This window comes from Chryseobacterium sp. C-71 (genome assembly GCF_020911865.1).
GTDB lineage: Bacteria > Bacteroidota > Bacteroidia > Flavobacteriales > Weeksellaceae > Chryseobacterium.
On the sequence record NZ_CP087131.1, the window covers coordinates 61,682 to 87,159 of the forward strand.

At 34.3% G+C, this 25,478-nt stretch carries 23 protein-coding genes; 17 read left to right on the plus strand and 6 right to left on the minus strand.

What is annotated here, in order from left to right; all coding sequences use genetic code 11:
* Complete coding sequence (locus LNP04_RS00265) at positions 1–2,514, plus strand: Hsp70 family protein (RefSeq protein ID WP_229984591.1); 2,514 nt, start codon at positions 1–3, stop codon at positions 2,512–2,514.
* A gap of 57 nt (positions 2,515–2,571) precedes the next feature.
* Here LNP04_RS00265 and LNP04_RS00270 read toward each other — a convergent pair whose 3' ends face one another.
* The 3 genes from LNP04_RS00270 to LNP04_RS00280 form a co-directional block, all read right to left on the minus strand.
* Entirely contained in the window at positions 2,572–3,075 is a 504-nt protein-coding gene (locus LNP04_RS00270; RefSeq protein ID WP_229984592.1) for a YfbM family protein, read from the minus strand.
* A 131-nt stretch (positions 3,076–3,206) separates the two neighbouring features.
* On the minus strand, positions 3,207–4,391 hold the full coding sequence (locus LNP04_RS00275) for a hypothetical protein (protein WP_229984593.1): 1,185 nt from the start codon (positions 4,389–4,391) through the stop codon (positions 3,207–3,209).
* A 2-nt stretch (positions 4,392–4,393) separates the two neighbouring features.
* Positions 4,394–5,575: a hypothetical protein gene (locus LNP04_RS00280; protein WP_229984594.1), complete on the minus strand. Its 1,182-nt coding sequence runs from the start codon at positions 5,573–5,575 to the stop codon at positions 4,394–4,396.
* 330 nt (positions 5,576–5,905) lie between these two features.
* Here LNP04_RS00280 and LNP04_RS00285 point away from each other — a divergent pair, with 330 nt between their 5' ends.
* Both LNP04_RS00285 and hemN read left to right on the plus strand, forming a co-directional pair.
* Complete coding sequence (locus LNP04_RS00285; RefSeq protein WP_229984595.1) at positions 5,906–6,802, plus strand: sialate O-acetylesterase; 897 nt, start codon at positions 5,906–5,908, stop codon at positions 6,800–6,802.
* Between the two features lie 95 nt (positions 6,803–6,897).
* Entirely contained in the window at positions 6,898–8,256 is a 1,359-nt protein-coding gene (gene hemN / locus LNP04_RS00290) for an oxygen-independent coproporphyrinogen III oxidase (RefSeq protein ID WP_229984596.1), read from the plus strand.
* A 109-nt stretch (positions 8,257–8,365) separates the two neighbouring features.
* On the opposite strand, the gene LNP04_RS00295 is transcribed toward hemN, so the two are convergent.
* Entirely contained in the window at positions 8,366–9,733 is a 1,368-nt protein-coding gene (locus LNP04_RS00295) for a sorbosone dehydrogenase family protein (protein ID WP_229984597.1), read from the minus strand.
* A gap of 216 nt (positions 9,734–9,949) precedes the next feature.
* Between LNP04_RS00295 and secD the strand changes: the two genes are divergently transcribed.
* From secD to LNP04_RS00350, 11 genes are all read left to right on the plus strand, one after another.
* The gene (gene secD / locus LNP04_RS00300) at positions 9,950–12,862 is read left to right on the plus strand and encodes a protein translocase subunit SecD (protein WP_229984598.1); all 2,913 of its coding nucleotides are present in this window, start codon (positions 9,950–9,952) and stop codon (positions 12,860–12,862) included.
* 327 nt (positions 12,863–13,189) lie between these two features.
* Entirely contained in the window at positions 13,190–14,410 is a 1,221-nt protein-coding gene (locus tag LNP04_RS00305; protein WP_407928666.1) for a TCR/Tet family MFS transporter, read from the plus strand.
* Positions 14,411–14,494: 84 nt separating this feature from the next.
* The gene (locus LNP04_RS00310) at positions 14,495–15,259 is read left to right on the plus strand and encodes a YHYH protein (protein WP_229984600.1); all 765 of its coding nucleotides are present in this window, start codon (positions 14,495–14,497) and stop codon (positions 15,257–15,259) included.
* Positions 15,260–15,305: 46 nt separating this feature from the next.
* On the plus strand, positions 15,306–15,803 hold the full coding sequence (locus tag LNP04_RS00315; RefSeq protein WP_229984601.1) for a toxin-antitoxin system YwqK family antitoxin: 498 nt from the start codon (positions 15,306–15,308) through the stop codon (positions 15,801–15,803).
* A complete protein-coding gene (locus tag LNP04_RS00320) occupies positions 15,775–16,413 on the plus strand; it encodes an SCO family protein (protein WP_229984602.1) in 639 nt (212 codons plus the stop codon). Before LNP04_RS00315 ends, LNP04_RS00320 begins: the two co-directional genes overlap by 29 nt.
* Positions 16,414–16,486: 73 nt before the next feature.
* The gene (locus tag LNP04_RS00325) at positions 16,487–16,819 is read left to right on the plus strand and encodes a twin-arginine translocase TatA/TatE family subunit (protein ID WP_229984603.1); all 333 of its coding nucleotides are present in this window, start codon (positions 16,487–16,489) and stop codon (positions 16,817–16,819) included.
* Between the two features lie 2 nt (positions 16,820–16,821).
* The gene (locus LNP04_RS00330; RefSeq protein WP_129534032.1) at positions 16,822–17,382 is read left to right on the plus strand and encodes a phosphatase PAP2 family protein; all 561 of its coding nucleotides are present in this window, start codon (positions 16,822–16,824) and stop codon (positions 17,380–17,382) included.
* Position 17,383: 1 nt separating this feature from the next.
* Positions 17,384–18,199, plus strand: coding sequence for a lipopolysaccharide assembly protein LapB (locus LNP04_RS00335; RefSeq protein WP_229984604.1), 816 nt, complete (start codon positions 17,384–17,386; stop codon positions 18,197–18,199).
* A gap of 16 nt (positions 18,200–18,215) precedes the next feature.
* Positions 18,216–19,202, plus strand: a complete 987-nt coding sequence (locus tag LNP04_RS00340; RefSeq protein WP_229984605.1) for a hypothetical protein — start codon at positions 18,216–18,218, stop codon at positions 19,200–19,202.
* A 10-nt stretch (positions 19,203–19,212) separates the two neighbouring features.
* Positions 19,213–19,662: a tRNA (cytidine(34)-2'-O)-methyltransferase gene (locus tag LNP04_RS00345; RefSeq protein WP_229984606.1), complete on the plus strand. Its 450-nt coding sequence runs from the start codon at positions 19,213–19,215 to the stop codon at positions 19,660–19,662.
* A gap of 105 nt (positions 19,663–19,767) precedes the next feature.
* Positions 19,768–21,249 carry a hypothetical protein gene (locus tag LNP04_RS00350; RefSeq protein ID WP_229984607.1) on the plus strand — a complete coding sequence of 494 codons (1,482 nt, stop codon included), beginning with the start codon at positions 19,768–19,770 and terminating at the stop codon, positions 21,247–21,249.
* 39 nt (positions 21,250–21,288) lie between these two features.
* Here LNP04_RS00350 and LNP04_RS00355 read toward each other — a convergent pair whose 3' ends face one another.
* On the minus strand, positions 21,289–21,762 hold the full coding sequence (locus tag LNP04_RS00355; protein ID WP_229984608.1) for a 23S rRNA (pseudouridine(1915)-N(3))-methyltransferase RlmH: 474 nt from the start codon (positions 21,760–21,762) through the stop codon (positions 21,289–21,291).
* Between the two features lie 51 nt (positions 21,763–21,813).
* Here LNP04_RS00355 and LNP04_RS00360 point away from each other — a divergent pair, with 51 nt between their 5' ends.
* The 3 genes from LNP04_RS00360 to LNP04_RS00370 are packed head-to-tail and all read left to right on the plus strand — an operon-like array spanning position 21,814 to position 24,295.
* Positions 21,814–22,896 carry a DUF4421 family protein gene (locus tag LNP04_RS00360; protein ID WP_229984609.1) on the plus strand — a complete coding sequence of 361 codons (1,083 nt, stop codon included), beginning with the start codon at positions 21,814–21,816 and terminating at the stop codon, positions 22,894–22,896.
* Positions 22,897–22,899: 3 nt separating this feature from the next.
* Complete coding sequence (locus LNP04_RS00365; RefSeq protein WP_229984610.1) at positions 22,900–23,937, plus strand: YihY/virulence factor BrkB family protein; 1,038 nt, start codon at positions 22,900–22,902, stop codon at positions 23,935–23,937.
* Positions 23,918–24,295: a hypothetical protein gene (locus tag LNP04_RS00370; protein ID WP_229984611.1), complete on the plus strand. Its 378-nt coding sequence runs from the start codon at positions 23,918–23,920 to the stop codon at positions 24,293–24,295. The genes LNP04_RS00365 and LNP04_RS00370 overlap by 20 nt, the downstream gene beginning before the upstream one ends.
* On the opposite strand, the gene nhaA is transcribed toward LNP04_RS00370, so the two are convergent.
* Positions 24,292–25,476: a Na+/H+ antiporter NhaA gene (gene nhaA / locus LNP04_RS00375; RefSeq protein WP_229984612.1), complete on the minus strand. Its 1,185-nt coding sequence runs from the start codon at positions 25,474–25,476 to the stop codon at positions 24,292–24,294. The two genes, LNP04_RS00370 and nhaA, sit on opposite strands and share 4 nt — an antisense overlap.
* Between the last annotated feature and the right edge of the window lie 2 nt (positions 25,477–25,478).

Sequence of the window (25,478 nt, forward strand, 5' to 3'; positions counted from 1 at the left end):
ATGGGAAATATAAATTTTGGGATAGACTTAGGAACCACCAATTCGGGGATTTCAAAGTTTGCAGACGGAAAAGTTCAGATTTATAAAAATCCGGTAGGCTTCAGCGATACATTGCCTTCAATTGTTGCCTACAAAAAAGGGAGAATTCTCATTGGTGATAAAGCCAGAGAACTTTTGAAATCAGCGCATCTGGATGTTTTTTCTTCTTTCAAAAGAAAGATGGGAACTGAACATTTGTATGATGTTGCCGATACCGAGGAACAAAAAAGCCCGGTTGAACTTTCGGCGATGATTTTGAAAGAACTCCAGAGTTTCATTCAGGACGAAAAACCTCAATCTATTGTCATTACCATTCCTGCATCTTTTGATACCGTACAGTCGAATGCGACGAAGAAAGCAGGTCTTTTAGCAGGTTTTCAGCAGGTTGTTCTTTTGCAGGAACCTATTGCAGCGTGTCTGGCGTATGCTAATTTTCAGACTCAGGATCAGTCTGAAGAAAAAAACTGGTTGGTATACGATTTCGGTGGCGGAACTTTCGATGTCGCTTTGGTGAAAATCAATGAGCGCGAACTTAAAATTACAGATCACGAAGGAAACAACTTTTTAGGTGGCGTTGACCTTGACCATTTGGTGATTGAGCATTTATTTGTTCCTAAAATTGAAGCGGTTTTAAATGAAGAATCACTTTTCAAAAAGCTGATGTCTAAAGAAAATAGTTTTTATGCAAAACTATATTACGAACTGCTGTACAAAGCTGAAGAGATCAAAAAAGAATTATCAGTAAAAGATACAATCAATACCGAACTTGAATTGAATGACGGTGATCATTATATCGATTTTGAAATTTCAAGAAACGATTTCAATAAAGTGATCGCTCCAAAAGTGGATGAAACAATTACCCTCATCAAGAAACTTTTAGAAGAAAATCAAAAATCGGCGAGTGATATTGAACGAATTATTTTGGTAGGCGGAACGACTTACATTCCGTACATCAGAGAGCATCTGAAAGAGGTTTTCGGAATTATAGTAGATCACTCAATAGATCCGTCGACAGCAGTGATGGTGGGTGCAGCCTATTTTGCAGGAACTAAAGAAGAAGATACCCAAATAATTAAAACTGAAACTCATTTAAGTTCAGACCAGAAAGAAATTCAAAATTCTAATAAGATCGATTTAAAATTGATCTACGAAGTCAATACGCAGGATGATGAAGAGCTTTTGGTGGGAAGCGTTAAAGGAGACTTCGATGGATATTACAGAATTACCCGAAAAGACGGAGGTTTTGATACGGGTTTGATGAGCTTTAAAAATAAATTTTCAGAGTTTGTAAAGATTCTTCCGAAGCAGATTAACCAGTTTAGTCTGACGGTTTCTGATCAACATCAGAATGTGGTTTTTGAGCAGAATGATATTTCGATTAATCACGGAATTTATAATATTTCCGGACAGCCGTTGCCGAATGATATTTGCCTCGAAGTGGATGATAATTTTGGAAGCACTTATCTTGAAAGAATTTTCAAGAAAAATGATATTCTTCCGCTTAAAAAGACGATTTATAAAACGACCTCAAAAAACTTTAATAAAGAAGCCGATGATAAGCTGATCATCAATATTTTGGAAGGTAAAAATGCTACGCTTCCTGCAAGCAATATGAGCATCGGATATATCGAAATCAATTCAAAAGATTTACCGATTAATTTATTGAAAGGAATGGATATCGAACTGAAATTCAGCATGAGCGAGTCCCGCGATCTGTCGGTTTCGGTGTACATCAGTTCGGTAGATTTTGAGAAAAATGAAGTGTTCAATCCGCATACAAAACATATCAATAAAGATAAATTTCAGGAAGATATCGACAAAGTAATTGATGAAATAGAAACTGAGCTAAGTTATGTTCAAAATGTAGACGAAGCAGATCCTGAAGATATTGCTGTTTTGGTAAAATTTAAAAACATCAAGGACGAGCTTTTCAGAATTAAATTTGACCTGATTGAAGTGCAGGAAGATGAACAGACCGAAAGGATTTTTCAGCTTGATGAGAGAAAAAGACGTGCTTTGCAGGAATATGATAAAATCGTCCGTTTCCGTGATGTTATTTACGAAATAGAAGAGTATAAAGCTTCAAAAAAGGATTTGGAAAGTCAGCTTGAAGAAGCTACTCAAAGGCAGAAAGAACAATTCCAAAAAATCATTAAAGACGAAAAGATATTTCTGGAATCCAACGAGAAGTCACTCATCAAGAGAAAAACGAAAGAATTAGATAAACTGCATTCAGAAATTTACTATCAGAAAGATGAATCTTACGCTTCATTGTATTATTACTACAAATACCGTGATATAGACGATTACAAAGATCAGAAGAAAGCCATGAAACTTTTTGATTCCGGCGACAAAGCCATGGAAAATAACAATTTTAAAGAAGTAAAATATGTCATCCAGGGACTGTACGACTTGTTGAAAGTGAAACCTAAAAATCCGTTTGAAGACACCGACGGAAATCTGGGATTGAAATAATTTAAGAAGCCATCTGAATATTCAGGTGGCTTTTCAGTAGGTTGTTTTTGATGAAAATTAGTTTAAAAAAGTTATAATTGCTTCATTGTTTTGAGAAGCTTCTGCATATATTCTTTGTACATCCAAAAAGTAGCGAGATAAATATTCGAAACCATAATCATTGTCCCTTTTCCATATATTGGGATACACTTCAAGCTCTTCCATTTTTGTAGGATTATATTTTTCTTTCAAATCTTTAACCGTAACCGTTGAAATTTGAGAATGTATTTCTTTTACTTCATTAGGGGTAAGATAATGAGCGGGGCCAACTCCCATATCCTGCTCTTCATCGATAAGCTGCCTGCTAAAAAGAACTCTCATAAGAGCATTATCATTGTCTTGAAAGCCTTCCCCTGTCAGTAGAAAGATGATTCCATCCCAGGATTTATCGATGTCAGCTAGTTGAAGATTTTTATCATCAGAATCTTCATTATACATATCATTCTCAAGTAAAGAACTGTCTTTGAGGTATTCTTCAAGCTTATTTTGACTTACACGAAGAAGGTTTGCAATCATGCCCATAAATAATAATTTTAAGTAATGGTGTTTAATTATATTTTCAAATATAAAAAGATTTTGAATAGGATGTTGATCGCTTTTAGGCTAGAGTTGACGTGTTAACGAGTAGAGACTCTTCACTTAAGGTTTTCAGCTTATTTCTTTTTTATGATGGCACGAATAACCCAAATTAAAAAGATAATTCCACCCAATCCAATGCCTCCCGAAGCTACAGTTAAGGCGATGATGACTCCTACGATGCCTAAGGAAATAACAATGGCTGAGGCGTAGATTTGCAGAATCATGAATTTAAAAGCCCATTTTTTAATCTTGCGTCTAAGGGACTGATCTCCTTTAGATTTTGAGTTTTCCTCGTAATGACCATTGAGTCTTTTATTTAAAATTAAAAAAAGAATAGCCTCAAAACCTACAAAACCCCAAAAAATGTTTCCCCAACTATTGTATAAATGGTAAATGGCCAGACATAGGAGAGAAAAAAAGACAGATAAGGCAATCCATTCTGCAGTTTTGCCATAATCTTTTTCAGTGTATTTCTGGGTAGTGTCTTTCTTTTTGAGAACAACAGAAGAATCAAGATTTGCCCATTTAGCTCCAATCCTTGAATTTTTAATCAATAATCCTCTTAATTCTTCTGTATAGGCATCAAAGCTTGCCAAAGCCACAAAAATTTTACCCAGAAATACTTTATTGTGCTGAGTGGTGTGCTGATGCTCTGCCAGATCATTATTGATATCCAGTATTTCCTCATTAAAATAAGCCGAATCAATATCCGATTGCAGAGCGTAAAAATCAGGATCTACTGAGTGTCTGTATTGATTTAGAAGCAAATGATACTGATCAGTGTAAGGAATTGTTCCTCTTACCAGATTGTTTTTTGTCGTAATGCTGTCAATCAACAAATCCTTATTTTCATAACTGATAATCGGGAAATAGTTTTTGTAAAACACTCTGAGATTCTTCCAGTTGTTATTTTTAATATTCAACTGAATGTAGTTCTGGATATTTTCCTCATAATCATTTCCAAAATCTTCACGCAGAGAAGGGGGTTGTGAGAAAATATTGTTTTGTGAAGAATCTATTTTGAAGTCCTCATTTTTTAGAATCTTTTGAAGGTTCTCATCCTGAAGAATTACTCCATATTTATTTCCGTTATCTTTGTAAAACTCGATAAAATTTTCAATATCATTGAGCTGCAGATCAGGATTTGTTTTCTGGTGGATCTTTAAAATCTTTTCGGCTTTTATCAAATCAGAAGGATTTCCCGCATCAAAATGAGGCAGGGTTTCTTTAATGATATCCAATAATTGAAGCTGCGACATAATTATTTTCTGTTTCTGTGCATATAGATTTTTACTCCGATGATAATTGCCGGTAAAATGATTTGTGTAGGGAATTTACGATCTGCTACAGAGTCAAAAACATAAAGTGAACCCATACCTACCACAATCATCAGAGGGAAAGAAATTACCATCGTAATCAGAATAGTTGCCGATATTTTCCCTAAAGCATCAACTTTATCCTGTAAATTGATCTGGCTGAAATAATATTTAAAATTTCTAAAAGCTAAATAGATTGCCACTGCATTCGTCAGCAGGTAAAACATCAGTGCTTTGGTTCCAAAACTAAAAACATAGATGAAACTGAAAAGGTATGATAAAATAATAATGGTCGACAGAAATATAATCAGCGCAGGATTTTGATTTTTGAGAAAAAAACCTGCAATGCTGTACGCAATGGTATTAAGAAAACCACTTTTCTCATCTTTCCACTCCTGTGCGACTCTTTGGTTATTGCGGATAATATTTTTCGTCACCTCATTTTCAGAATTAAAACCATAAATGGCCGTAAGAATTTCACCGAGAATGACTTTATTGTTAATGTTGGTTCGCTGCATTTCGGCAACCACATTGTTGATGGAAAGGATATCATCATCAAATTCAAATTCGTCAACGAGACCTTGCAGATAATAGAATTTACGTTCGGTGGCAAAAGGATAATTTTTTTTGAAAGTGACCAGATCTTTGTTTTTCAAAATACCTTCAATAATTAAATGATTGCGGTCGTGCAGTAAATTCTTATAAAAATCTAAAGATTCTGCAGTTAAGAAGGAAGCATAATATTGCTGAAAATAAATCAGACTTTGCCATTGGTTTTTTCGTACAGCCTCAGAAAGAAAAGCTTTCAGGTTTGGAGTAAATAATTCGCTGAAATCTTCCAATTCCTCTTTGGAAATTTTTCTTAAATCAGGTTTAAAGGAAAGGTTGTGTGGGTAAATGTCTGTGTAAATACATTTGATCACGGGCAATTTCAGAATCTCATCAAAATTCTGTTTCTGATTTTTAATGAAATCTAAAAATGCTTCAATTTCATTAATGCTGAAAGTTTGGTTTAATTTGCTCTCGGCTTTTAACAGTTTTTCAGCTTTAATCAAATCCTGAGGGCTTTTAGGATTGAAATTCTGAATGTTCTGTTCTACAAATTCTTTCAGTCTGAAATTTTGCATGGTTATCAAATGGTTTTTGCAAAATAAAAGAATTTATTGATAATTCTTGCGCTCTGTTGTATTAATTTAAAAATTTAGAAAGCTTATTGCTCTCAAAATCATTTCTTAAAACTTGTTCGATTTAATTAAAATAAAAAGTCAATCCTATCAATTGCCTTAAAGAAGCTCCGTAGGAGCGATATGTTTGTAGAGAATTATCATAAATGTGACAGCGAGCTCCGTAGGAGCGGCACGTTCAACACCTTGTTTTCGAAATAACCAATCTCACCCATAGAACTTTTCTTTCTTACAATCAATATTTTCAAATTACCTTTGAATAAAATTCCCCCAATGAAAAATCTGAAAATATTTCTCCTTCTGTTCTTGCCCGCATTATTTTACACTCAGAAAATCAGGGTTTTCATTCTTGCAGGCCAATCAAACATGAACGGCTTTGGATATAATAAAGATTTACCGAATGATTTAAAAACATTTAAAGGTGTTTATATTTTTCAGGGAAATTCTGTTCCTGATGGCGACCTGAACGGCGGAATAGGGAAATGGGACATCCTGAAACCCGGCAACGGAACCGGATTTAAAACGGATGGAAAAACCAATCAGCTTTCAGACAGATTCGGTCCGGAGCTGTCTTTTGCCAAAAGGCTCAAAGAACTTTTTCCGAATGATAAAATTGCTTTGATTAAATATGCACGAGAAGGTTCTTCGATTAGTGTACAGGCAGCAGGTAGTTTTGGAAGTTGGGATCCTGAATTTGAGGATAAAAGAGCAATAAACCAATTGCTTCACTTCAAAAAGACCATTAGAAATGCTTTGAAAGAAAAGGATATTGATGGAAACGGAAAAGCTGATGAACTTATAATGTCCGGCATTCTTTGGATGCAAGGAGAAGGTGATGCCAGCTACAGTGAAGAAATTGCAAACATGTATTATTCTAATTTAACCAGCTTGATGCAAAAGATGAGAGCTGCTTTGCTTACTGATGATCTTCCTGTGGTTATTGGGAAAATTTCAGATTCAGGCAAGAATGAAAAAGGAAAAGTGTGGCCAACTGGAGAATTGGTGCAGTATGCTCAGGAAAAATTTGTGAATGACGATAAGAATGCAGCTATTGTTCGGTCAACAGCTAAATACAATTACGGAAATGATCCCTGGCACTATGACAGCGCAGGATATATTGATCTCGGGAAGAACTTTGCCGACGAAGTATTTAGACTGATTATAAAATAAGACCTAATATAATTCATAAGCAAAAAGTCATCTGTAATGGTTATTTTTGCAGTACGAAATCCTTCAAGGATTTAATTTTATTTTAAATTTTCTGAATGAACTCTTTAATCGATAAATATAATATTCCCGGACCTCGTTACACGTCTTATCCTACCGTTCCTTACTGGGACGAAAGCACTTTCTCACCCGAAAAATGGAAAGAAACGGTCATCAGGTCTTTTAATGAAACCAATGCTGAAGAAGGAATTTCTATTTATATTCATTTGCCTTTCTGCGAAGCTTTGTGTACATTTTGTGCATGTCATAAACGGATTACTAAGCAACATAGCGTTGAAATTCCATATTTGGAAAGCGTTTTAAAAGAATGGCAATTGTATCTTCAATTGTTTAATGAAAAACCGAAACTGAAAGAACTTCACTTAGGTGGCGGAACACCTACATTTTTCTCTCCTGAAAATCTGAGAACTTTATTGGAAGGGATTTTTTCTACGGTTGAAATAGCCGAGCATCAGGAGTTTTCTTTTGAAGGACATCCGAATAATACGACGAGAGAGCATTTACAGACTTTGTACGATTTAGGTTTCAGAAGAGCAAGTTTTGGCGTTCAGGATTATGATTTGAAAGTGCAGAAAGCAATCAATAGAATTCAGCCTTTTGAAAAAGTAAAAGAAGTGACCGAAATAGCCCGCGAAATTGGATATACAGGGATCAGTCATGATTTGGTATTTGGTCTTCCGCATCAAAGCTGGGAAGCGATGGAACATACCATCCGCAAAACAATGGAATTGAAACCGGACCGTTTGGCATTTTACTCTTATGCTCATGTTCCGTGGGTGAAAGGTGTAGGACAGCGTGGTTTTGACGAAAACGATTTGCCAAGTGGCGAAGAAAAACGCCGTCTGTATGAGGACGGAAAAAGACTTTTAGAAAATTTAGGATATATTGAAGTAGGGATGGATCATTTTTCTCTGGAGCATGATGATTTATACCAATCTTTAATTCAGAAAAAACTGCACCGGAATTTTATGGGATATACTTCAAGCAAAACCCAATTAATGGTTGGCTTGGGAATGTCTGCCATTTCAGATTCCTGGTATGCTTTTGCACAGAATGTGAAAACGGTAGAAGAGTATCAGAAAACAGTTGAAAAAGGTGTGATTCCTGTGGTGAAAGGGCATATTTTAAGTGATGAAGATTTAACAATACGCAGACATATTTTAAATTTAATGTGTCAGCTTGAAACTACTTTTGATGTTCAAAATTCTTTTCCCGAGCTTGAAAATGCTTTCGAAATGCTGAAAGAAATGGAAAGTGATGAATTGGTTGAAATTCATGACAATCAAATAAAAATCACCGAAAAGGGTAGAGCTTTCACAAGAAATGTTGCGATGGTATTTGATCTCAGAATGATGAGAAACAAACCTGAAACCAGGATTTTCTCGATGACGATATAAAAAAACAAGCGATTCAATTTTGAGTCGCTTGTTTTTTGTTTAAGTAAATATTGGTTATCTAGATTTGACCCAGTTTTTAAATTTAATTTTAGTCAGACAGAAAATTAAATTATTTAATAATCAACTTCTGGCTATACTCTTTTAAATCTCCGGATTTGATATTGATGTAATAAACTCCTGGAGTAATTCCTGTAACATCAAAGCTATTTTCACTATCAAGTTTTACGCTGTCGATTGCTTTACGACCTTCCGTGCTGATCAGCTCGATCTTAGCATTTGCAGTCTGTAATCCTTCTACAAAAACTCTTTCATCCGCAGGATTTGGATAAATTTTAATCCCATTCAATGTGTTTTCCTGAACTCCTAATGTTGATGTGGTGATTTTGTAAATAGTTCCGTTATTGACTGCTGCAACATAAAGCTCCTTTTGATTGTCTTCTCCGAACGTTGAAAAATTATTTCCGTTAAATGGTGTCGTCCATGTGATGACATTATTGGTGTCTAAAGTTCCGATCTGTGTAGAACAATAATCTGCGAAAAAATATTTTCCCTGAAGACTTGGTGAAGCTGTTCCTCGGTAAACATATCCGCCTGTTATTGAGCATTTGCCACCAGAATGATCATATACTGCAACAGGGAAAGTCATTGTTGAAGAAGCAGCACAACCTGCTGTATTGTATGTGTTGTTTCCTTCATAGCATCTCCATCCGTAGTTTACTCCTGCTGTTGTTACCGGAACTTTGTTGATTTCTTCTATCACGCCTTGCCCCACATCTGCAATCATTGCATTTCCTGTGGTTTGGTCAAATGAAAACTTCCAGGCATTTCTCAAACCGTAAGACCAGACTTCATCAGCACCATCAACTCCGGCTCCAACAAAAGGATTTCCTGACGGGATATTATATGATCCTGTTGAATTAATATCAATTCTTAACATTTTACCCAAAAGTGAATTCTTATTCTGACCATTATTGTTGGGGTCACCACCGCTGCCTCCATCACCTGTTACAATCCATAAATTACCATCGGGTGCAAAGTGAATGCTTCCGCCATTATGATTGTCAAAAGGTTTAGGGATGTTTAAAATAATCTTTTCTGTAGTATCATTTGCAACATTCGGATTTGCTGAGCTTACAGTGTATCTGGCCACTACAATATTTCCCGCTGTATTGTTATAATATACAAAGAAGTATCCGTTGGTTGCATACTGAGGGTGAAAAGCTAAGCCTAGGAGCCCTCGCTCACCACCAAAGGTTATTTTTGAGCTGATATTCAGAAAGTCAGCGGCATTCACGGTTCCGTTGGGTTGTACGATTTTTATAATTCCATTTTGTTGAACTACAAATAATCGGGTGTCATTGGCGTGGGTAATCTCAACCGGACTAGTGAATCCAGTTGCAAATTGCGTCAATGCAAAGCTCTGTGCACTGAAAGGTAAGGCAGATAACAAGATTGCCGAAAGTAATAATTTTCTCATAATATTTTGATATTTAGTGTATTATGTTTAATGAAAATTTCGTACCAAAAGAGAATTAAAAACTTCATTACAAAATATTAAGATAAATTGCTGAATCTTTAATTGAAAGCAGAATGCCGATATATCTGAAAATAAACCATTTCTGTTCTTAAAAATTCATAAAATATCAAGAAAATCATTATATTTGCCGACTTAATTTAACGTAGTTATAACAAAATGCAAGGAAAAGGACTTATTACAATTGTTGCTATTGTACTAGGGTTAATTTGCTTAAATGAGCTATTACCAACATGGTACGCCAGCAAGATTGAAAAGCAGGCAACTGCTATTGCAGGAGACAATCCGGAAAAGTATCAGAAAGAAATCGCAAGACTTTCTAAGGATACACTTAATCTAGGTTTCACAGAACTTTATTACACCAAAGCGAAAGACAAGGAAATGAAACTTGGTCTTGACCTTAAAGGAGGGATCAACGTTCTTTTGGAGATCAACCAGAGAGACTTGGTGAATGATTTAACCAATTATTCTACCAATCCTATTTTGATTGAAGCTTTAAACAGAACTGACGAAGCTCAGAAAAACTCTACAAGACCTTACATCGATAATTTCTTTGTTGAGTTTAATGCTGTAAACAAAGCAAAAGGAGCTAATCTGAAACTTGCAGATCCTGAAATCTTCGGAAACACCAATCTTTCTGAGATTAAATTTAATACTACTGACGAGCAGGTGCAGAGTATCGTGAAAAGAAGAATCGACCTATCGGTAGGTACTGCTTTTGAAGTAATCAGAACCAGAATCGATAAGCTTGGAGCCATCCAGCCAAACGTTCAGAGAGTTCCTGGTACTGCGAGAATTTCTGTAGAAATGCCTGGTATGAAAGATATCGATAAGGTGAAAAAAATGCTTCAGACTTCTGCGAAACTTCAGTTTTGGGAAGTACAGCAGTTTGGTGAGGTAGCACCTTATTTCCAGAATTTAACCAATGCAGTTTCTACTAAAGGTGATTCTATCGGTGTCGCTAAAAATGTGAATCTGATGGCCTTAATGCAAGGTGGTAAATCTGGTACCCAAAGCTCAGTAGGAAGCGTGAAATTGTCTGATACTGCTATTGTTAACAAGGTTTTAAACAGTAAAGTTGCTAAGTCTTTAAGACCTGCAAACTTAAAATATACCCAATTCATGTGGGGTTACAAGCCAGAATCTACGGATACTAACAGCTTGGTTTTATATGCAATCAAAGGTAGCATCAATCAAAAAGCTCCGGTAGATGGTGCAGTAGAAACTGCTAGTATCGGATATGATGATTTGAGCAGAGTGGTTGTCGACATGCAAATGGATTCTAAAGGTGCTAAAGAATGGAAAACTCTGACAGAAAAAAATGTTGGAAGACCTGTAGCAGTAACTTTAGATAACAGAGTATATACCGCACCAAATGTTGTTGGTGCTATTCCAAACGGTAGAACTCAAATCTCAGGTAACTTCTCTCAGGAGGAAGCTAAAGAATTGGTTGACGTTTTAGGAGCTGGTAAATTACCTGCAGGAGCAAAAGTTGTTCAGGCTACGCAGGTAGGTCCTTCATTAGGTGAAGAATCAATCAATGCAGGGGTAATATCGTTTGCTATTGCATTTTTAATTATCATTGTATACATCGTATTCTATTATGGTGGAGCAGGTGTTTATGCGGTAATTGCAATGATCATCAACTTGTTTTATATTTTCGGAATTATGGATTCCGGAGACTTTACATTAACGCTTCCCGGTATTGCTGGTATTGTACTGACAATGGCGATGGCGGTTGATACCAACGTAATTATTTACGAAAGAACCAAAGAAGAACTTTTTGCAGGAAAAAATATTCTTGAAGCTTACAGAGACGGATTTAAACATGCTTTAAATGCAATTATTGATGGTCACCTTACAACTTTATTAACAGCAGTAGTATTGTTCTTCTTCGGAACGGGTCCTATTAAAGGATTTGCTTTAACGTTGATGATTGGTATTGTAATGACACTTTTCACTTCGGTAGCACTTTCTAGAGTAATGATTTTCTCAAGATTAGAAAAAGGTAAAGGTCTTTCAGTTTGGACTCCTCCTACAAAAAACCTTTTCAGAAATACTTGGATCGACTTTATCGGAAAAAGAAAAATCGCTTATACTGTATCAGCTATATTAACAGTTATATGTTTGGTTTCAATCTTCACAAACGGTTTCAAATACGGAATTGATTTTACGGGAGGTAGAAATTATGTAGTTAGATTCGATAAGGATGTGAAAGCGGAAGATATTGAGCAAAAACTAGTAAAAGTATTTGCAACCTCAGATGGGAAAAATTCTTCTGTAGAAGCTAAAACCTTCGGTAATGACAGACAATTGAAAATCTCAACAGATTATTTAATTGATGATGAATCTTTGAAAGCTGACCAAACAGTTGAACAAAAATTATTTGAAGGTTTGAAATCAAATCTACCAACTAATACAACGATACAAGATTTTAAATCAGCAGATAATGCTAGTGTAGGTATTGTATCTTCTGAAAAAGTAGGTCCTACGGTTGCCGATGATATTAAAACGCATGGTATTCTAGCTGTAGTAGCTGCATTGGGTGGTATTTTTATTTATATCCTTGTGAGATTTAGAAAATGGCAATTCTCCTTAGGAGCAGTAGCTGCTTTATTCCATGATGCGGTGATTATTTTAGGTGCTTATTCACTCCTACACAGAATCATGCCATTCAATATGGAAATCAATCAGGATTTTGTAGCTGCAATTCTTACAGTATTGGGTTATTCTATCAATGATACCGTAATTATCTTCGATAGAATTAGAGAGTATTTAAGAGAAAAGAAATCAATAACATTGGCAGGATTATTTGATGATTCTATTTCTAGTACTTTAGGTAGAACTTTCAATACCACTTTTACCGTATTACTTGTAATTCTTGCAATCTTTATTTTCGGAGGAGATAATCTTAGAGGATTTATGTTTGCATTACTTATCGGAATAGGCTTTGGTGCATACTCATCAATATTTATCGCATCTGCGATTGCCTATGACTTCTTGAAATCTGGAAAAGAAGAAGAAGTACATGGTAAAACAACCACAAACAAAGAAGTTCTTGCTTCAAAATAAATTTAACTACATTAAATACAAAAAGAGCCTTTCATCTGAAGGGCTCTTTTTTTGCCTTAATCTCTAATACATTTTTCTCCTTTTAGAGATTGGAATAAACCTCTTATTTTAAATAAAATTAAAAAGACCCTGATTTTTTCTGAAATTTTTCATTTTAAATCAAAAATAATCTGCGCAAATCTGCGTAATCTGTGGGATTTAATTTTTCCCACTAATTTGAGTTTTCATGCTCAACAATAGAATTAAATTTAAAACTAAAAATTAATAGCAATATTAAACTTTACACTCACAATATCCCTTTTCCCAATATTTCCTTACTTTTGCACCATTATGGAAAAATCGAAAAAGAAAGCAGCCATGAGCTTTATTTTCATCACCTTACTAATTGATATTACAGGGTGGGGAATTATTATTCCGGTGGTTCCGGCATTGATCAAAGAGTTGATTCATGCGGATATCAGCGAAGCTGCCAAATATGGTGGCTGGCTTGGTTTTGCGTATGCATTTACCCAATTTATTTTTTCGCCTATTGTTGGGAATCTGAGTGACAAATTCGGACGAAGACCCATAATTTTGATTTCACTTTTCGGTTTTGCGGTAGATTATATTCTTTTAGCGTTATCACCAACAATAATCTGGCTTTTTGCAGGGAGAATTATTGCCGGAATTACAGGAGCAAGTGTGACCACAGCAAGCGCTTATATTGCAGATATTTCAACCGATGAGGACAGAGCAAAGAACTTTGGATTGATCGGTGCTGCGTTTGGTCTTGGATTTATTATAGGCCCTGTGATTGGTGGTATTTTAGGACATTACGGAGCGAGAGTCCCATTTTATGCAGCGGCGGTTTTGTGTCTGCTAAATTTCCTTTATGGCTATTTCATTCTTCCGGAAAGTTTAGATAAAGACAAAAGAAGAGAATTCAGTTGGAAGCGTGCAAATCCTGTCGGTTCATTTAAATTTTTAGGCAAGCATCCGGAAATTTCAGGTTTAATTGTTGCTTTAATTTTAATCTATATCGCAGGTCATGCGGTTCAGAGCAACTGGAGTTTCTTCACCATGTATGAATTTGATTGGACAGAAAGAATGGTTGGAATTTCTCTTGGTGTTGTCGGACTTTTAGTAGGCTTGGTACAAGGAGTTTTAATTCGATGGACGACACCAAAATTAGGCGAGCAAAAAAGTATTTATTACGGTTTAGCCTTATATGCATTGGGAATGTTATTGTTTTCATTTGCCACAGAAGGCTGGATGATGTTTGTATTTTTAATTCCCTATTGTTTAGGTGGAATTTGCGGGCCGGCTTTGCAGTCTGTGATTACCAAAAGTGTTCCCAGCAACGAACAAGGGGAACTTCAGGGAGCTTTAACGAGTTTAATGAGTGCAACTTCAATTATCGGTCCGCCAATGATGACGCAGTTATTTTTCTATTTTACCCATAAAGATGCACCTTTTAAATTTTCAGGAGCTCCGTTCTTTTTGGCGTTTATTTTGATGACCATTAGTGTAATCGTTACTTACTATACTTTTCAGAAAAAGAAATCCTAAAACGTGTGGTTTTTAGAAAAAATTCGGAAATATTTATATTATGTGATGTGAATTTTTCATATTTTTGCTGGAAATAACATAAATATGAAAATTGAAAGAATGATGCTCGCATTGCTTGCATCAGCAATGTTTCTAAGCTGTAGCAGTAATGATGAAGCTACTCAGGAAGAAAGTAGTAATAATAATTCGTCTACAGTTCCGGCAATTTACAGCAAAATTTATGGTGCTTCAAGCATCACTTCAGACGGAACTTATGTCTATATAAAAACAACAGGCACTCCGGATCATAAAAGTGTTTATTATTCTACAAGTAACAGTTTGTACGAAAATTTCTCAGGAACAACTTTTGGAGGCTTTACATTTTCAAAAAATCCAAATTCTATTTCTACTAAAAATTATACATTTAAAATTCCGATAAATCCTGTAATGGCTTCTAATCATGCAGCAACGCCTTTAGGTCCTATAGGAATTTCGCTAAATGGTGTTCCGTTTTTTAACCAATATGCAGGTCCTAATCAACCACTTAGCGGGGAAATCGTTTCTTTTGATCAATATTGGGGACATCCTGCACCAGGCGGAGATTATCACTATCATGTAGAACCAAAATATCTTACAACCGTTAAAGCTTCAAAATCTGCTTTATTAGGTTTTTTATTGGATGGTTTTCCGGTTTACGGACCTGAAGAAAATGGTTCTGCAGTTGCTAATGCTTCTTTAGACGCATATCATGGCCATACAAGTGTGACGGCAGATTATCCGGCCGGGATTTATCATTACCACATCACAAATACAGATCCCTATATTAACGGAAACGGGTTTTATGGCACTGCGGGTACTGTCAGCAATTAGCATTTTATTTTTAATAATTTCCTGTCATTCATCTGATCAGGAAAAATTGAAATATTATAACTTTTCCGTGCTTCATCTGGAAAACAATAATGGTTTGGTGAAGAATAATGGTCAACCATTTACAGGAATTGTGTATTCATTTTATCCTAATACAAAAGATACTGCCGAAGTGATGGGCTTTAATAAAGGAAAAGAACATTCTGAATGGAAAAGATTTTTCCCAAACGGTAAACTGATGCAGCAACGTTATTTTGATAACGGAATCAAAGTTAAAACTCTAAAGGAATGGTGGGAAAACGGAAAGCCAAAATTATCAGCTTCTTTTTTGAAAGGTGAAAATAATGGCGAATTTAAAGAATGGAATAGGGATGGAAGACTTGTAAAACAAATGCATTATAGTGTAGGATATGAAGAAGGAAGCCAGAAACAATTCTATGATAACGGAAAAATTAGATCAAATTATATCATGAGAGATGGTAAAAGATATGGTTTGCTCGGAACTAAAAATTGTGTGAATGTCAAAGACAGTGTTTTTCAGAAGTAGTTTTATTATTCTTTTAATGTTTGTTTCCTGCAAGCAAAATAGTGAAATCCCTTACTATAATACTCCGGATTTTGAGCCGCATTTTTTGTCAAAGCATGATGCCCTAAAAGAAGTTCCACACACGATTGCTCCTTTTTCTTTTACAGATCAGGATCAGAAAATAATTACAGATAAAACTGTAGATCATAAGATACACGTTGCAAGTTTTATTTTTACTTCCTGTGGAAGTATTTGTCCTGTTATGATTAAGAATCTAAGTGCCGTAAGTGAAAAATACGAAAAAAACGAAGATGTAATTTTGCTGTCATTTTCTGTAACCCCTTGGATTGATACACCGAAAAAGCTTAAAGACTTTAAGAATGAAAATAAAATAAGCAATAAGAATTGGCATTTTTTAACCGGAAAAAAAGGAGAAATTTATCAATTGGCAAGGCGATCTTATTTTGCAGAAGAGGATTTAGGATTTACAAGTGACAGTACAAAATTTCTTCATACAGAACACATTATATTAGCAGATCAAAACAAAAAAATAAGAGGAATATACAACGGAACTTTACAGACTGATATAGAGCAGCTTATTAAAGATATAGATGTTTTGAGAAAAGAGTAATTTAAAACTTAATTTTTTATTAAATCTTAAAATTAGGACTTTCAGATTCATATATCTTTTGTAATTTAGCATCATGGAATTAAGCATTGGAGAAATGGCATTAATCGCCATTGCGATTGTAGTTTTATTCGGTCCGGATAAACTGCCTCAGATTGCCCGTGATCTAGGATCCGGAGTGAGAAAAATGCGTGGGGCAGTAGAAGATATCAAGACCGAAATCATGAAAGAGACAGATAATCCTGTTTCTGAAATCAAACGTGAAATCGAAAAAGTAAAAGATGCTGCCAAAGATTTTGATCCTACAAAAAATCTTCAGAAAGATTTGATGGGTGAACCTTCTGTATCTGAAACACCAAAGATCAAACCTTCGGATGATGATACCTATGAAGGGCCTGTAAGCAGATAATAATGGAAGAGATCATTCTTGAAGATAAAAAGGCATTTCTGTACCTTAATAATTTAGGAGATACGCCATTCGATCAGTTTTGGCTCATGGTTTCCGGAACATGGATCTGGGTACCGCTTTACATTATTTTCTGTTATTTTCTTTATAAAAATTTTAAGCTTAAATCTTTACTGTATATTCTTCTTTTCGTTGCCATCGGGGTCACGATTTCCGATCAGGTATCAGGGATTTTCAAATACGGAGTTGCGAGATTAAGGCCTTGTCACGACCCAAGTTTACAGTCTTATATGAGAATTGTAAAATGTGGCGGACAATTCGGTTTTTACTCTGCACATGCCTCAAATACCTTCTTTTTAGCAAGTTATTTAAGTTTTCTGTTAAAAGATAAGCTTAAGTGGTTTCCTTATGTTATATTTGTTTGGGCTGTGGTGGTATCATACAGTCGCATTTATTTAGGAGTGCATTTCCCGATAGATATTTTGGTGGGGGCGTTTGTTGGAATTTTATTGGGAGCGATATTTTCTGTGCTCGCAAAAAAAGTCATCAACAAACAAACTATATAAAATGAAAAAACATCTATTCATTATTACTTTAGCGGTTTCATCGCTACAATTTTTCTCAGCTCAAGACAAAAAAATCGCAGAAGAATGCATGCGAAAGGCCGATTACAAATGTGCCGAAGAGCAGTATGCAAAACTGGCTGACAAAGAAATGATTCAGCAGTATCAATCTGAATATTTCAATAATTTAGGTACAGCGCAAAGACGATTAGGAAAAACGGCGGCGGCTTTTAAATCTTATGAATCTGCTTTGAAGTCAAATCCTAAGTCGGCGGCTGTGTACGCTAATTTGGGCTCGTTGCATAATCAAAAAGGAAGTAAAACCAAAGCATTGGATTACCTGAATAAAGGTTTACTCATCGATGAAGAGAATGCTGAAATGTATCTGACTCGGGCTAAGGTTTATGAAAATCTAAACAAAAAAGATTTAGCCGAAAAAGATTTAAATCAAATTCTAAGCTTTGCACCAGACAATATTTTTGCCCGTACAAGTTTAGCCAATCTGAAAAAGAGAAATGGTGACCTTGAAGGTTCTTTGAAAGATTACAACAAGCTGCTTTCAGAAAAACCAGAATCTCTTTTATACAATGGTAGAGCCGATGTTTATTTAAAACTAAAAAAGTATAAAGAGGCATTAGCAGACGTCAATAAAGCAATCTCAATCGATCCTAAATTTTCGCAATCATACGTAACGAAAGCACTAATTTTATTTGATTCTGCAAAAGATAAAGAAGCTTGTGCAAGTCTGGATAAAGCTGTTGCTACGGGATACGAAAAAGCGGCATTAACTGAGCAATATGCTAAATGTGTCAAAAAATAATTTAATGTTTTGACTTATGGAAAGTCCTTATAAAGAACAAATTCAAAAAGAAAATACAGATACATTAGTTTATCAGGTACATGTCGCAAGTTTCAGTTATCAAAATGAATATATTGCCGCCTCAATAGATGAATTGAAAGAGAGAAATTATGATTTTTCAAGACTGACTCAAAACTTATACATTGAGTATGTGATTAGAGATTTTCCAATCGGATGGAGAAAGACATTGAGGAAAATGTTTGATGATCTATTAGAGAATGGATGGAATAACGACGTACCACTTAAATATAAATATACCTGGGGCGAATTTATGGTTAATGGTTTTCGAACTGAGGCGAACAACAAATGTGTGGATATTTATAAAAAATATAAAAAAATATTTCATTTGACTTGTAATGATTGTGGTAGTATAAAAAAAGTTGAACATTCTGGGGATGAATATTTGTGTAAAAAATGTATAGTCTCAAGTCTGCAAAAGAAGAGAGTTGCAAAAATCAATACGGTAGGATTCAAATATTATGAATCATCTTTGAGAAAGTTTATGACTGTAAATTGGAGTGAAATTAAAAAAATAGAAATACAAGGCGGAGAAGGAGAATATTGGTTAAATTTATCTAAAATAAATGATGAAGAAATTTTTATTGACGGATATGTTTATAATCCCACTCAGTATTTACCATTTAATTCGTCTAACACAGTAAACTTTTTCAAGTTGCTGAAAAAAATTCCGTTCCAATATCTGTCCAGCGAACAGATTGACCTAAGAAAAAGAATTTTGAACTTACAAAAATGCTTAGTTTGTGCACGAAAATCAGTTTTAGATGACAAATGCATAATTTGTAGGAGTAGCAATTCAAGAATTCTTCATCCCAGTAATTCCCAATTAAAAAGATATAAAACGATCGACGAAATAATCAGAAATGAAAAAGAGAGGTTCAGATATCGTTTAAATTCTGTCGCGGAAACTAGATACAGATATAAAACGGATTCATCATTTAAATAAAATATTATTCATGTTAAACATTGTTCTTGTAGAACCGGAAATACCCAATAACACAGGCAATATCGGAAGATTATGCGTAGGAACCGAAAGCCGATTACACCTCATTCATCCTCTAGGATTTTTAATTGACGACAAAAACCTCAAACGTTCAGGTTTAGATTATTGGGTGCATCTCGATGTTTCAGAATATGCCAATGTTGAAGAATGGATGAAGGTAATCCCTGATATGTCAAGAGTTTTCCTGATGAGTTCTCATGCTGAAAAATCTTATCTTGAAATTGATTTTCAGGATGGTGACTGGCTGGTTTTCGGGAAAGAAAGTGTGGGTTTGAGCAAGGAAGTTTTAAATTTATTTGAAAACCATTTAACGATACCGATGTCGAAACTGATCAGAAGTTTTAATATTGCAAATTCTGTGGCGTTTGTAGTGGGAGAGGCAAAAAGGCAGATAGGTTTGTAATAAATTAAAATAACTTTTTTATTGCAATGGCATTGTACATTCGCTAGATTTGGAAATTAGGAAAAGACAAAACTTTTCAAATGGCTTAGTTGAAAAAATAATACGATGAAAATTTTTATTCTTATATTTTTATTATCTCCTTTTTTTGCTTTTACGCAAATAAACAAAGAACTCGAATTTGAAATAAAAAAGTACGATTCTTTATCTTTGATAGGTGATTCCAGAATAATTGATAATTTTGATGAATTTGTATTGTTAAGAGATAAAGTAGAAACATCAATTCTTTCAAAAACGAATAAATCAGATTTAATAAGTTTCTATAGACAAGAAATTCCTTTGACTTTTAGAAAATTAATTATTCAAAAATTGTTTGCAGACAAGGATACAGCAATTGTTGTTCAACTTTTTAAAGCAACCATTGGAAGAAAAGATATAGTAACAGAAAGCCATGCTATTAGAAATTTTGATCCAGAGATTGGATCTATTATTTATAACGGAGAATTGTTTGAAAATTTAACAATAAATCCCAAAACGTATGAGAGTAGAGAAAGTGCTATAAAAGATGAACTATTAAATTTTATTTTTGCATCTGAACCATTAAATGAAAATTTGTTGTCCAATATTCAATATGCCATTCCTTTGAAAAAAGAATATTATGATGCAATTAAAAAACTGGTCAAAGAGAAAAATTTCCCTTACTTGCTTAAATATATAGCTAAATTTAAGAAACAGGAAGATATAGAATTTATTAAAAGTTTTGGTGACAAATCTTTCTTTGCGATACAGGAGTTTCCTGATGAAAAATTTATTCCATTTTTAGAGCAGTTTATTGAAAAATTTGCAGGTGATGAAGATTTTTTTGCGTACCAAAACTATTTGAGAACTGTTGCAGAATTTTGTAGCCCAAAAGCAAAGATACTTGTTGAAAAAATATTTAATTCTAATAATCCAAGCAGAAGTTTTTTGATTTCAACTTTGAGTAGGAGTACTTATGATTTTAAGAACGAATTGTTTGTTGATCATTATTGTGAACTTTATTATCCATACATAAAAGATGCTTGGATAAATGATGGAGTATTAAGTAATTATGTGTTTGAAAATTATACAAAAAAAATGCTTAATAATGATGACCTTGCAAAGTATCTATATGATGGATTTAAAAAAATTAAAATAAATGAATTTTCTGCACGTGATATTGATAATGAAGGAGTAGAATTACCAAATCTTTATCAAACGAAGATCAAGTTTTTAAAAACCCTAAATAGTACAATGTATCAAGAGATTGTAAACAAATATATCTTAGAACTAGATTTTTTGCAACATTTGAATTTTTTCATAAAATTTCTTGATGATAGACAAGCAATTTTAAATGCTGAAGATGCTATAAAAATGAGGATTGATAAAGAAGAAAATTCTAATTATTTAATATATGCTGCAAAGACATTAAAACAATTTGATTACAAAGAGTTATTTGACTATACAGTTAAAGCAATAAAAAAAATAAAACCTAAAGTAATGCAAGGAGATCACGATTACAGCCAAGAACAAATAAAAATTTTTGAAAAGCAATTTGATCTTTCTTTATAATTTTTTGAATACAGACAAATGTTTTTTAAAAAATATATCTCAATCGTTGTGGTAAGGTTTTCCCTGCAAAATCTGGTCAGCACGATATAATTGTTCAACGATAAATAACCGGATCATCTGGTGGGTAAATGTCATTTTAGAAAGTGACATTTTTTCGTTTGCTCTAGTATAAATTTCGTCTGAAAAACCATAAGCCCCGCCAATCAAAATGTGAATTTTTTTGACAGAAGAATTCATCCAACTGTCAATTTTCTGGGAAAATTCTCTGCTGGTGAACTGTTTTCCTTTTTCGTCTAAAATAGTAACCCAGTCATTTTTTTCAATATAATTCTGAAATAATTTTGCTTCTTCTTTTTTTAAAAGATCAGGCGAAAGATTTTTTGCGTTTTTAATGTCGGGAATCTCTACAATTTCAAAATTCCAGTGTTTGGGAAGTCGGGTGAGATAATAGCTGATTAAAGAGGTGATTTCCTTATCGTCAGTTTTCCCGATGCAAAGTAGATTAATGCGCATTTTTTAGCTTTAAATAGAAAGAACAAAGATACTTATATTTAAAAAAGATTAATGATTATTATTAAAATCTGTATTTTTACATTAATCAGCAAATACAATATGAAATCCTCGGTATTTTTTTCATTATTTTTAAGCTTTTCGACAATTGAATACAGTCAGGAAATCAGTGATCCTGATGAAAAAAAATATCTTGAAGATGACCGTCACAAAATCTCGCTTGTAGGTGGAATAAGCTATATCAACAATTCTTTCGGGTTGTTTTATGAAGGTGAAACTTTTAGGCTGAAACCCAATGATTCTTTTTACACAGAATTTTTCCTTCGATACCGATGGGTGGACGCCAGTATATCTTTTGCACCAAAGTTTGTGAGGATAAATAATGACGACGATACCAAAGGAAAAACCAAATATTTCAATCTCGGATTTGCTTTTTTTATCAGCCCAAAACTCAGACAATATGTCAACTTTAATCAGGTAAAAGGTCTTTATTTAGAAGATACTAAAAGATTTTTTGAAACTGTTTTAAATGACGAATTTACACAGGAATTAAGTAATGATTTAATGCAATTTCCGGATGCTAAATATCAATCTTTTACAGGTGACACGAGTTATCTGTTGTTCGGCAAAAAGGAAAATTACAGAACGTACACCAATATGACTTATAAACCTCTGAAGAATGATTTTGTTTTGCTCACAGGTTTGGTTTATCAATACAACCTGATGAAAGATACGAATCGTGCAAGGTATCAAGGTTTAGAAATTAATGATACAGAAAATGGAAATTCTGTCACCAAAGATGTAAGACTGACCTTGAGAACAGGTGGCGGAATGCAAAAAATAATAGGGAAAAACTGGTATGCAATTGTAGAAATTTATCCGCAAATACACTACGGTTACTTGATAGATGAAAATTATAATGAATTTAATGTTGGTCTCAATTCTTACTCCAGAATAGGATTTGATAATGGAAAATGGTTTTTCGGCGGCGGTGCACAACTGAATTGGATCAACAGCAATAATGATAATTTTTATTCAACTACCAATTGGTTATTTCGTTTCGGATTGGGTTTTAGAATAAAATCCCCTAAATTTGTAGACAAACAGTTTGACAAAATTGATCAAATTTTAAAATAAAAAATGGGTATTAAGGTTCCGGGTTTTCTTTTGAAGGTTCAAGATTTTCTAGACGATATACATATTCCGCTTCTGGGAATATCGCTTTGGCAGTTGTTTCAAATATATTTTGCAGGTGTTTTCAAAGGTAAAATAGGGAAGAAGGCCGCCGCAATCTCCTGGAGTTTTACGTTGAGTCTTTTTCCTTTTATTCTATTTTTGCTTTCTGTTTTACCATATATGCCGCATTATGATAAGCTTCAGTTTTATATTTTTGAGGTGTTGATGCACAATATTTTCCCATCCAACATCGAAGGAGATGTGAGAGGTTATATTGAAAATAATATCATCCCCAACATGAAGGGAATCAGTAATTTAACGATTCTTATTGCCCTTGTTTTTGCGACTAACGGAACATTTTCTATTATTAATGGTTTTAACGAAAATTCTAAAGAAAAGCTTCCTGATGTTAAAGAATTTATTCTGTCATTTTTTATCACAATTGGCTTTGTTACCATCGTGTTTTTAGCGCTTTTTGGCGTTTACTATTCTGAGGTTGTTCTTAAGCTTTTTACACCAAAATATAATATTTCCTGGCTTGTCAATAACCTTTCAAAAATCATTGGTTTTGTGTCATTTCCGGTATTCTTTTTCCTTTTGCTTGCCATGTTTTATTGGTTGGGAACGGTAAAAATAATCAGATTCAGACAGGCAATTCCCGGAGCGATTCTCACGACGGTTTTATTTATTCTTACAACTTATCTCTTTACGCTTTATGTGAAAAATATTGCCCGATATAACGTACTATACGGATCGATTGGAAGTATGATTTTATTGATGGTTTGGGTAAATGTCAACGTTTATCTCCTGCTTTTCGGGAATGAATTGAATATGGCTCTGCGAAAATTAAGAGTTGAAAAACTTTTGGCAGACGAACTCAAAAAAGAAGCCTCTCATTATCAATCAAAAAGTGAAGAACCCAATCTCGACAGTGATGAAGAGCATATCCGCAGTATTATACAAGAAATTAAAAAAGAAGAAGATGAAAAATCTAACGGTTAAAATTTTATTTTTGTTTGTTTTGATGATTTTACAATCTTGTGAGCAGATTCTTGATCAAGCCGAAGAAAATCGTGCTCAGGAAAGTTTCACCTCAGAGTTTATGGGATATTATAAGGGAAGCTACACAGGTGATTTGAGCGGATCTTTGGAGGTTAATGTAAGAAAAGACGCAAGTGTACAAGTAATAAGAAGTACCGCTGGAAATCCTGATACTTATATTACAAATCTTATCATGAGTTCCTTTAATGGTGTTTCTCAATCGCCAGCAGGTTTTATGCTCATCGGAAATATGCAGACAAAAAATGGAACTTGGAAAATGGGTAACCTTAAAGGAACCTGGAGTGTGAATAAAAACTAATCTTCTTCATCTTCAATTTCCATAGTTTTTGACGAGCTCAAATTCAAAATAACATATCCCGAAATTGCTGCAATAAAAGAAGCAATCAGAATCGCAAATTTAGCTTCGTCCTGAATCTGAATTTCTCCTTTAAATGAAAGTAAAGCGATGAAAATTGACATCGTAAAGCCTATTCCGGCCAAAAGTCCGACACCCAACATCTGCGTCCATGAAGAATTTTGAGGAAGCGAACTGACTTTGAATTTGATGGCAATCCATGAAAAAAGATTGATCCCTATTAATTTTCCTAAAACCAATCCGCAGACAATTCCCAAACCTAAACCACTGAAAAGCCCGTCAACCATTCCATTGGTAAAAGTAATGTTGGTATTGGTTAAAGCGAAAATCGGCATGATGAAAAAGCCTACCGGAAAATGAAGCTGATGTTCTAGTTTTTCTAAAGGTGAAATTTCTGTTGTAGAAATATTTGTCGGAATTGAAAATGCCAAAACAACACCCGCAATCGTTGCATGAATTCCTGAATGATGCAAAAAATACCAAAGAAATAATCCCGGAATAAGGTAAAATATGATTTTTGTGACTTTAAAATAGTTAAGTAAAAAAAGCAATGCAGAAACTCCCAAAGAAAGGAAAATGTACATCCAGTGAATTTGCTCGGTATAAAAAATGGCGATCACCAAAATAGCACCCAAATCATCAACAATTGCCAAAGCTGCGAGAAATATTTTAATCGCATTAGGAACTTTTTTCCCAAGCATCGAAATGATTGCCAAAGAAAAAGCAATATCTGTCGCCATCGGTATTCCCCAACCGTTGCTATGATCAGTTCCGTAGTTAAAAGCAGTATAAATAATTGCCGGAACAATCATTCCGCCAATTGCAGCAAATATAGGAAGAGAAGCATTTTTAAAAGATGAAAGCTCACCTTCGACGATTTCTCGTTTGATTTCTAGACCTACTAAAAGAAAGAAAATGGCCATCAAACCATCGTTAATCCAAATACTGACAGGATATTTCAGATGGAATAGATTAAGACCAATTTCTTGATCTAAAAAATTCTGAAAGTTTTCGGCCAAAGAAGAATTGGCGATTCCTAATGCCAATGCGACACAAAGTATCAATAAAACTCCTGACGACTGGCTGCTTTCGAAGAATTTTTTAAAGTATATGCTTAATTTCATGC

What these genes read in the sequence shown, in the direction of transcription:
- LNP04_RS00265 (WP_229984591.1), top strand. Translation starts at nt 1, where the DNA reads ATGGGAAATATAAATTTTGGGATAGACTTAGGAACCACCAATTCGGGG.
- LNP04_RS00270 (WP_229984592.1), bottom strand. Translation starts at nt 3,075, where the DNA reads ATGGGCATGATTGCAAACCTTCTTCGTGTAAGTCAAAATAAGCTTGAA.
- LNP04_RS00275 (WP_229984593.1), bottom strand. Translation starts at nt 4,391, where the DNA reads ATGTCGCAGCTTCAATTATTGGATATCATTAAAGAAACCCTGCCTCAT.
- LNP04_RS00280 (WP_229984594.1), bottom strand. Translation starts at nt 5,575, where the DNA reads ATGCAAAATTTCAGACTGAAAGAATTTGTAGAACAGAACATTCAGAAT.
- LNP04_RS00285 (WP_229984595.1), top strand. Translation starts at nt 5,906, where the DNA reads ATGAAAAATCTGAAAATATTTCTCCTTCTGTTCTTGCCCGCATTATTT.
- hemN (WP_229984596.1), top strand. Translation starts at nt 6,898, where the DNA reads ATGAACTCTTTAATCGATAAATATAATATTCCCGGACCTCGTTACACG.
- LNP04_RS00295 (WP_229984597.1), bottom strand. Translation starts at nt 9,733, where the DNA reads ATGAGAAAATTATTACTTTCGGCAATCTTGTTATCTGCCTTACCTTTC.
- secD (WP_229984598.1), top strand. Translation starts at nt 9,950, where the DNA reads ATGCAAGGAAAAGGACTTATTACAATTGTTGCTATTGTACTAGGGTTA.
- LNP04_RS00310 (WP_229984600.1), top strand. Translation starts at nt 14,495, where the DNA reads ATGAAAATTGAAAGAATGATGCTCGCATTGCTTGCATCAGCAATGTTT.
- LNP04_RS00320 (WP_229984602.1), top strand. Translation starts at nt 15,775, where the DNA reads ATGTCAAAGACAGTGTTTTTCAGAAGTAGTTTTATTATTCTTTTAATG.
- LNP04_RS00325 (WP_229984603.1), top strand. Translation starts at nt 16,487, where the DNA reads ATGGAATTAAGCATTGGAGAAATGGCATTAATCGCCATTGCGATTGTA.
- LNP04_RS00330 (WP_129534032.1), top strand. Translation starts at nt 16,822, where the DNA reads ATGGAAGAGATCATTCTTGAAGATAAAAAGGCATTTCTGTACCTTAAT.
- LNP04_RS00335 (WP_229984604.1), top strand. Translation starts at nt 17,384, where the DNA reads ATGAAAAAACATCTATTCATTATTACTTTAGCGGTTTCATCGCTACAA.
- LNP04_RS00340 (WP_229984605.1), top strand. Translation starts at nt 18,216, where the DNA reads ATGGAAAGTCCTTATAAAGAACAAATTCAAAAAGAAAATACAGATACA.
- LNP04_RS00345 (WP_229984606.1), top strand. Translation starts at nt 19,213, where the DNA reads ATGTTAAACATTGTTCTTGTAGAACCGGAAATACCCAATAACACAGGC.
- LNP04_RS00350 (WP_229984607.1), top strand. Translation starts at nt 19,768, where the DNA reads ATGAAAATTTTTATTCTTATATTTTTATTATCTCCTTTTTTTGCTTTT.
- LNP04_RS00355 (WP_229984608.1), bottom strand. Translation starts at nt 21,762, where the DNA reads ATGCGCATTAATCTACTTTGCATCGGGAAAACTGACGATAAGGAAATC.
- LNP04_RS00360 (WP_229984609.1), top strand. Translation starts at nt 21,814, where the DNA reads ATGATTATTATTAAAATCTGTATTTTTACATTAATCAGCAAATACAAT.
- LNP04_RS00365 (WP_229984610.1), top strand. Translation starts at nt 22,900, where the DNA reads ATGGGTATTAAGGTTCCGGGTTTTCTTTTGAAGGTTCAAGATTTTCTA.
- LNP04_RS00370 (WP_229984611.1), top strand. Translation starts at nt 23,918, where the DNA reads ATGAAAAATCTAACGGTTAAAATTTTATTTTTGTTTGTTTTGATGATT.
- nhaA (WP_229984612.1), bottom strand. Translation starts at nt 25,476, where the DNA reads ATGAAATTAAGCATATACTTTAAAAAATTCTTCGAAAGCAGCCAGTCG.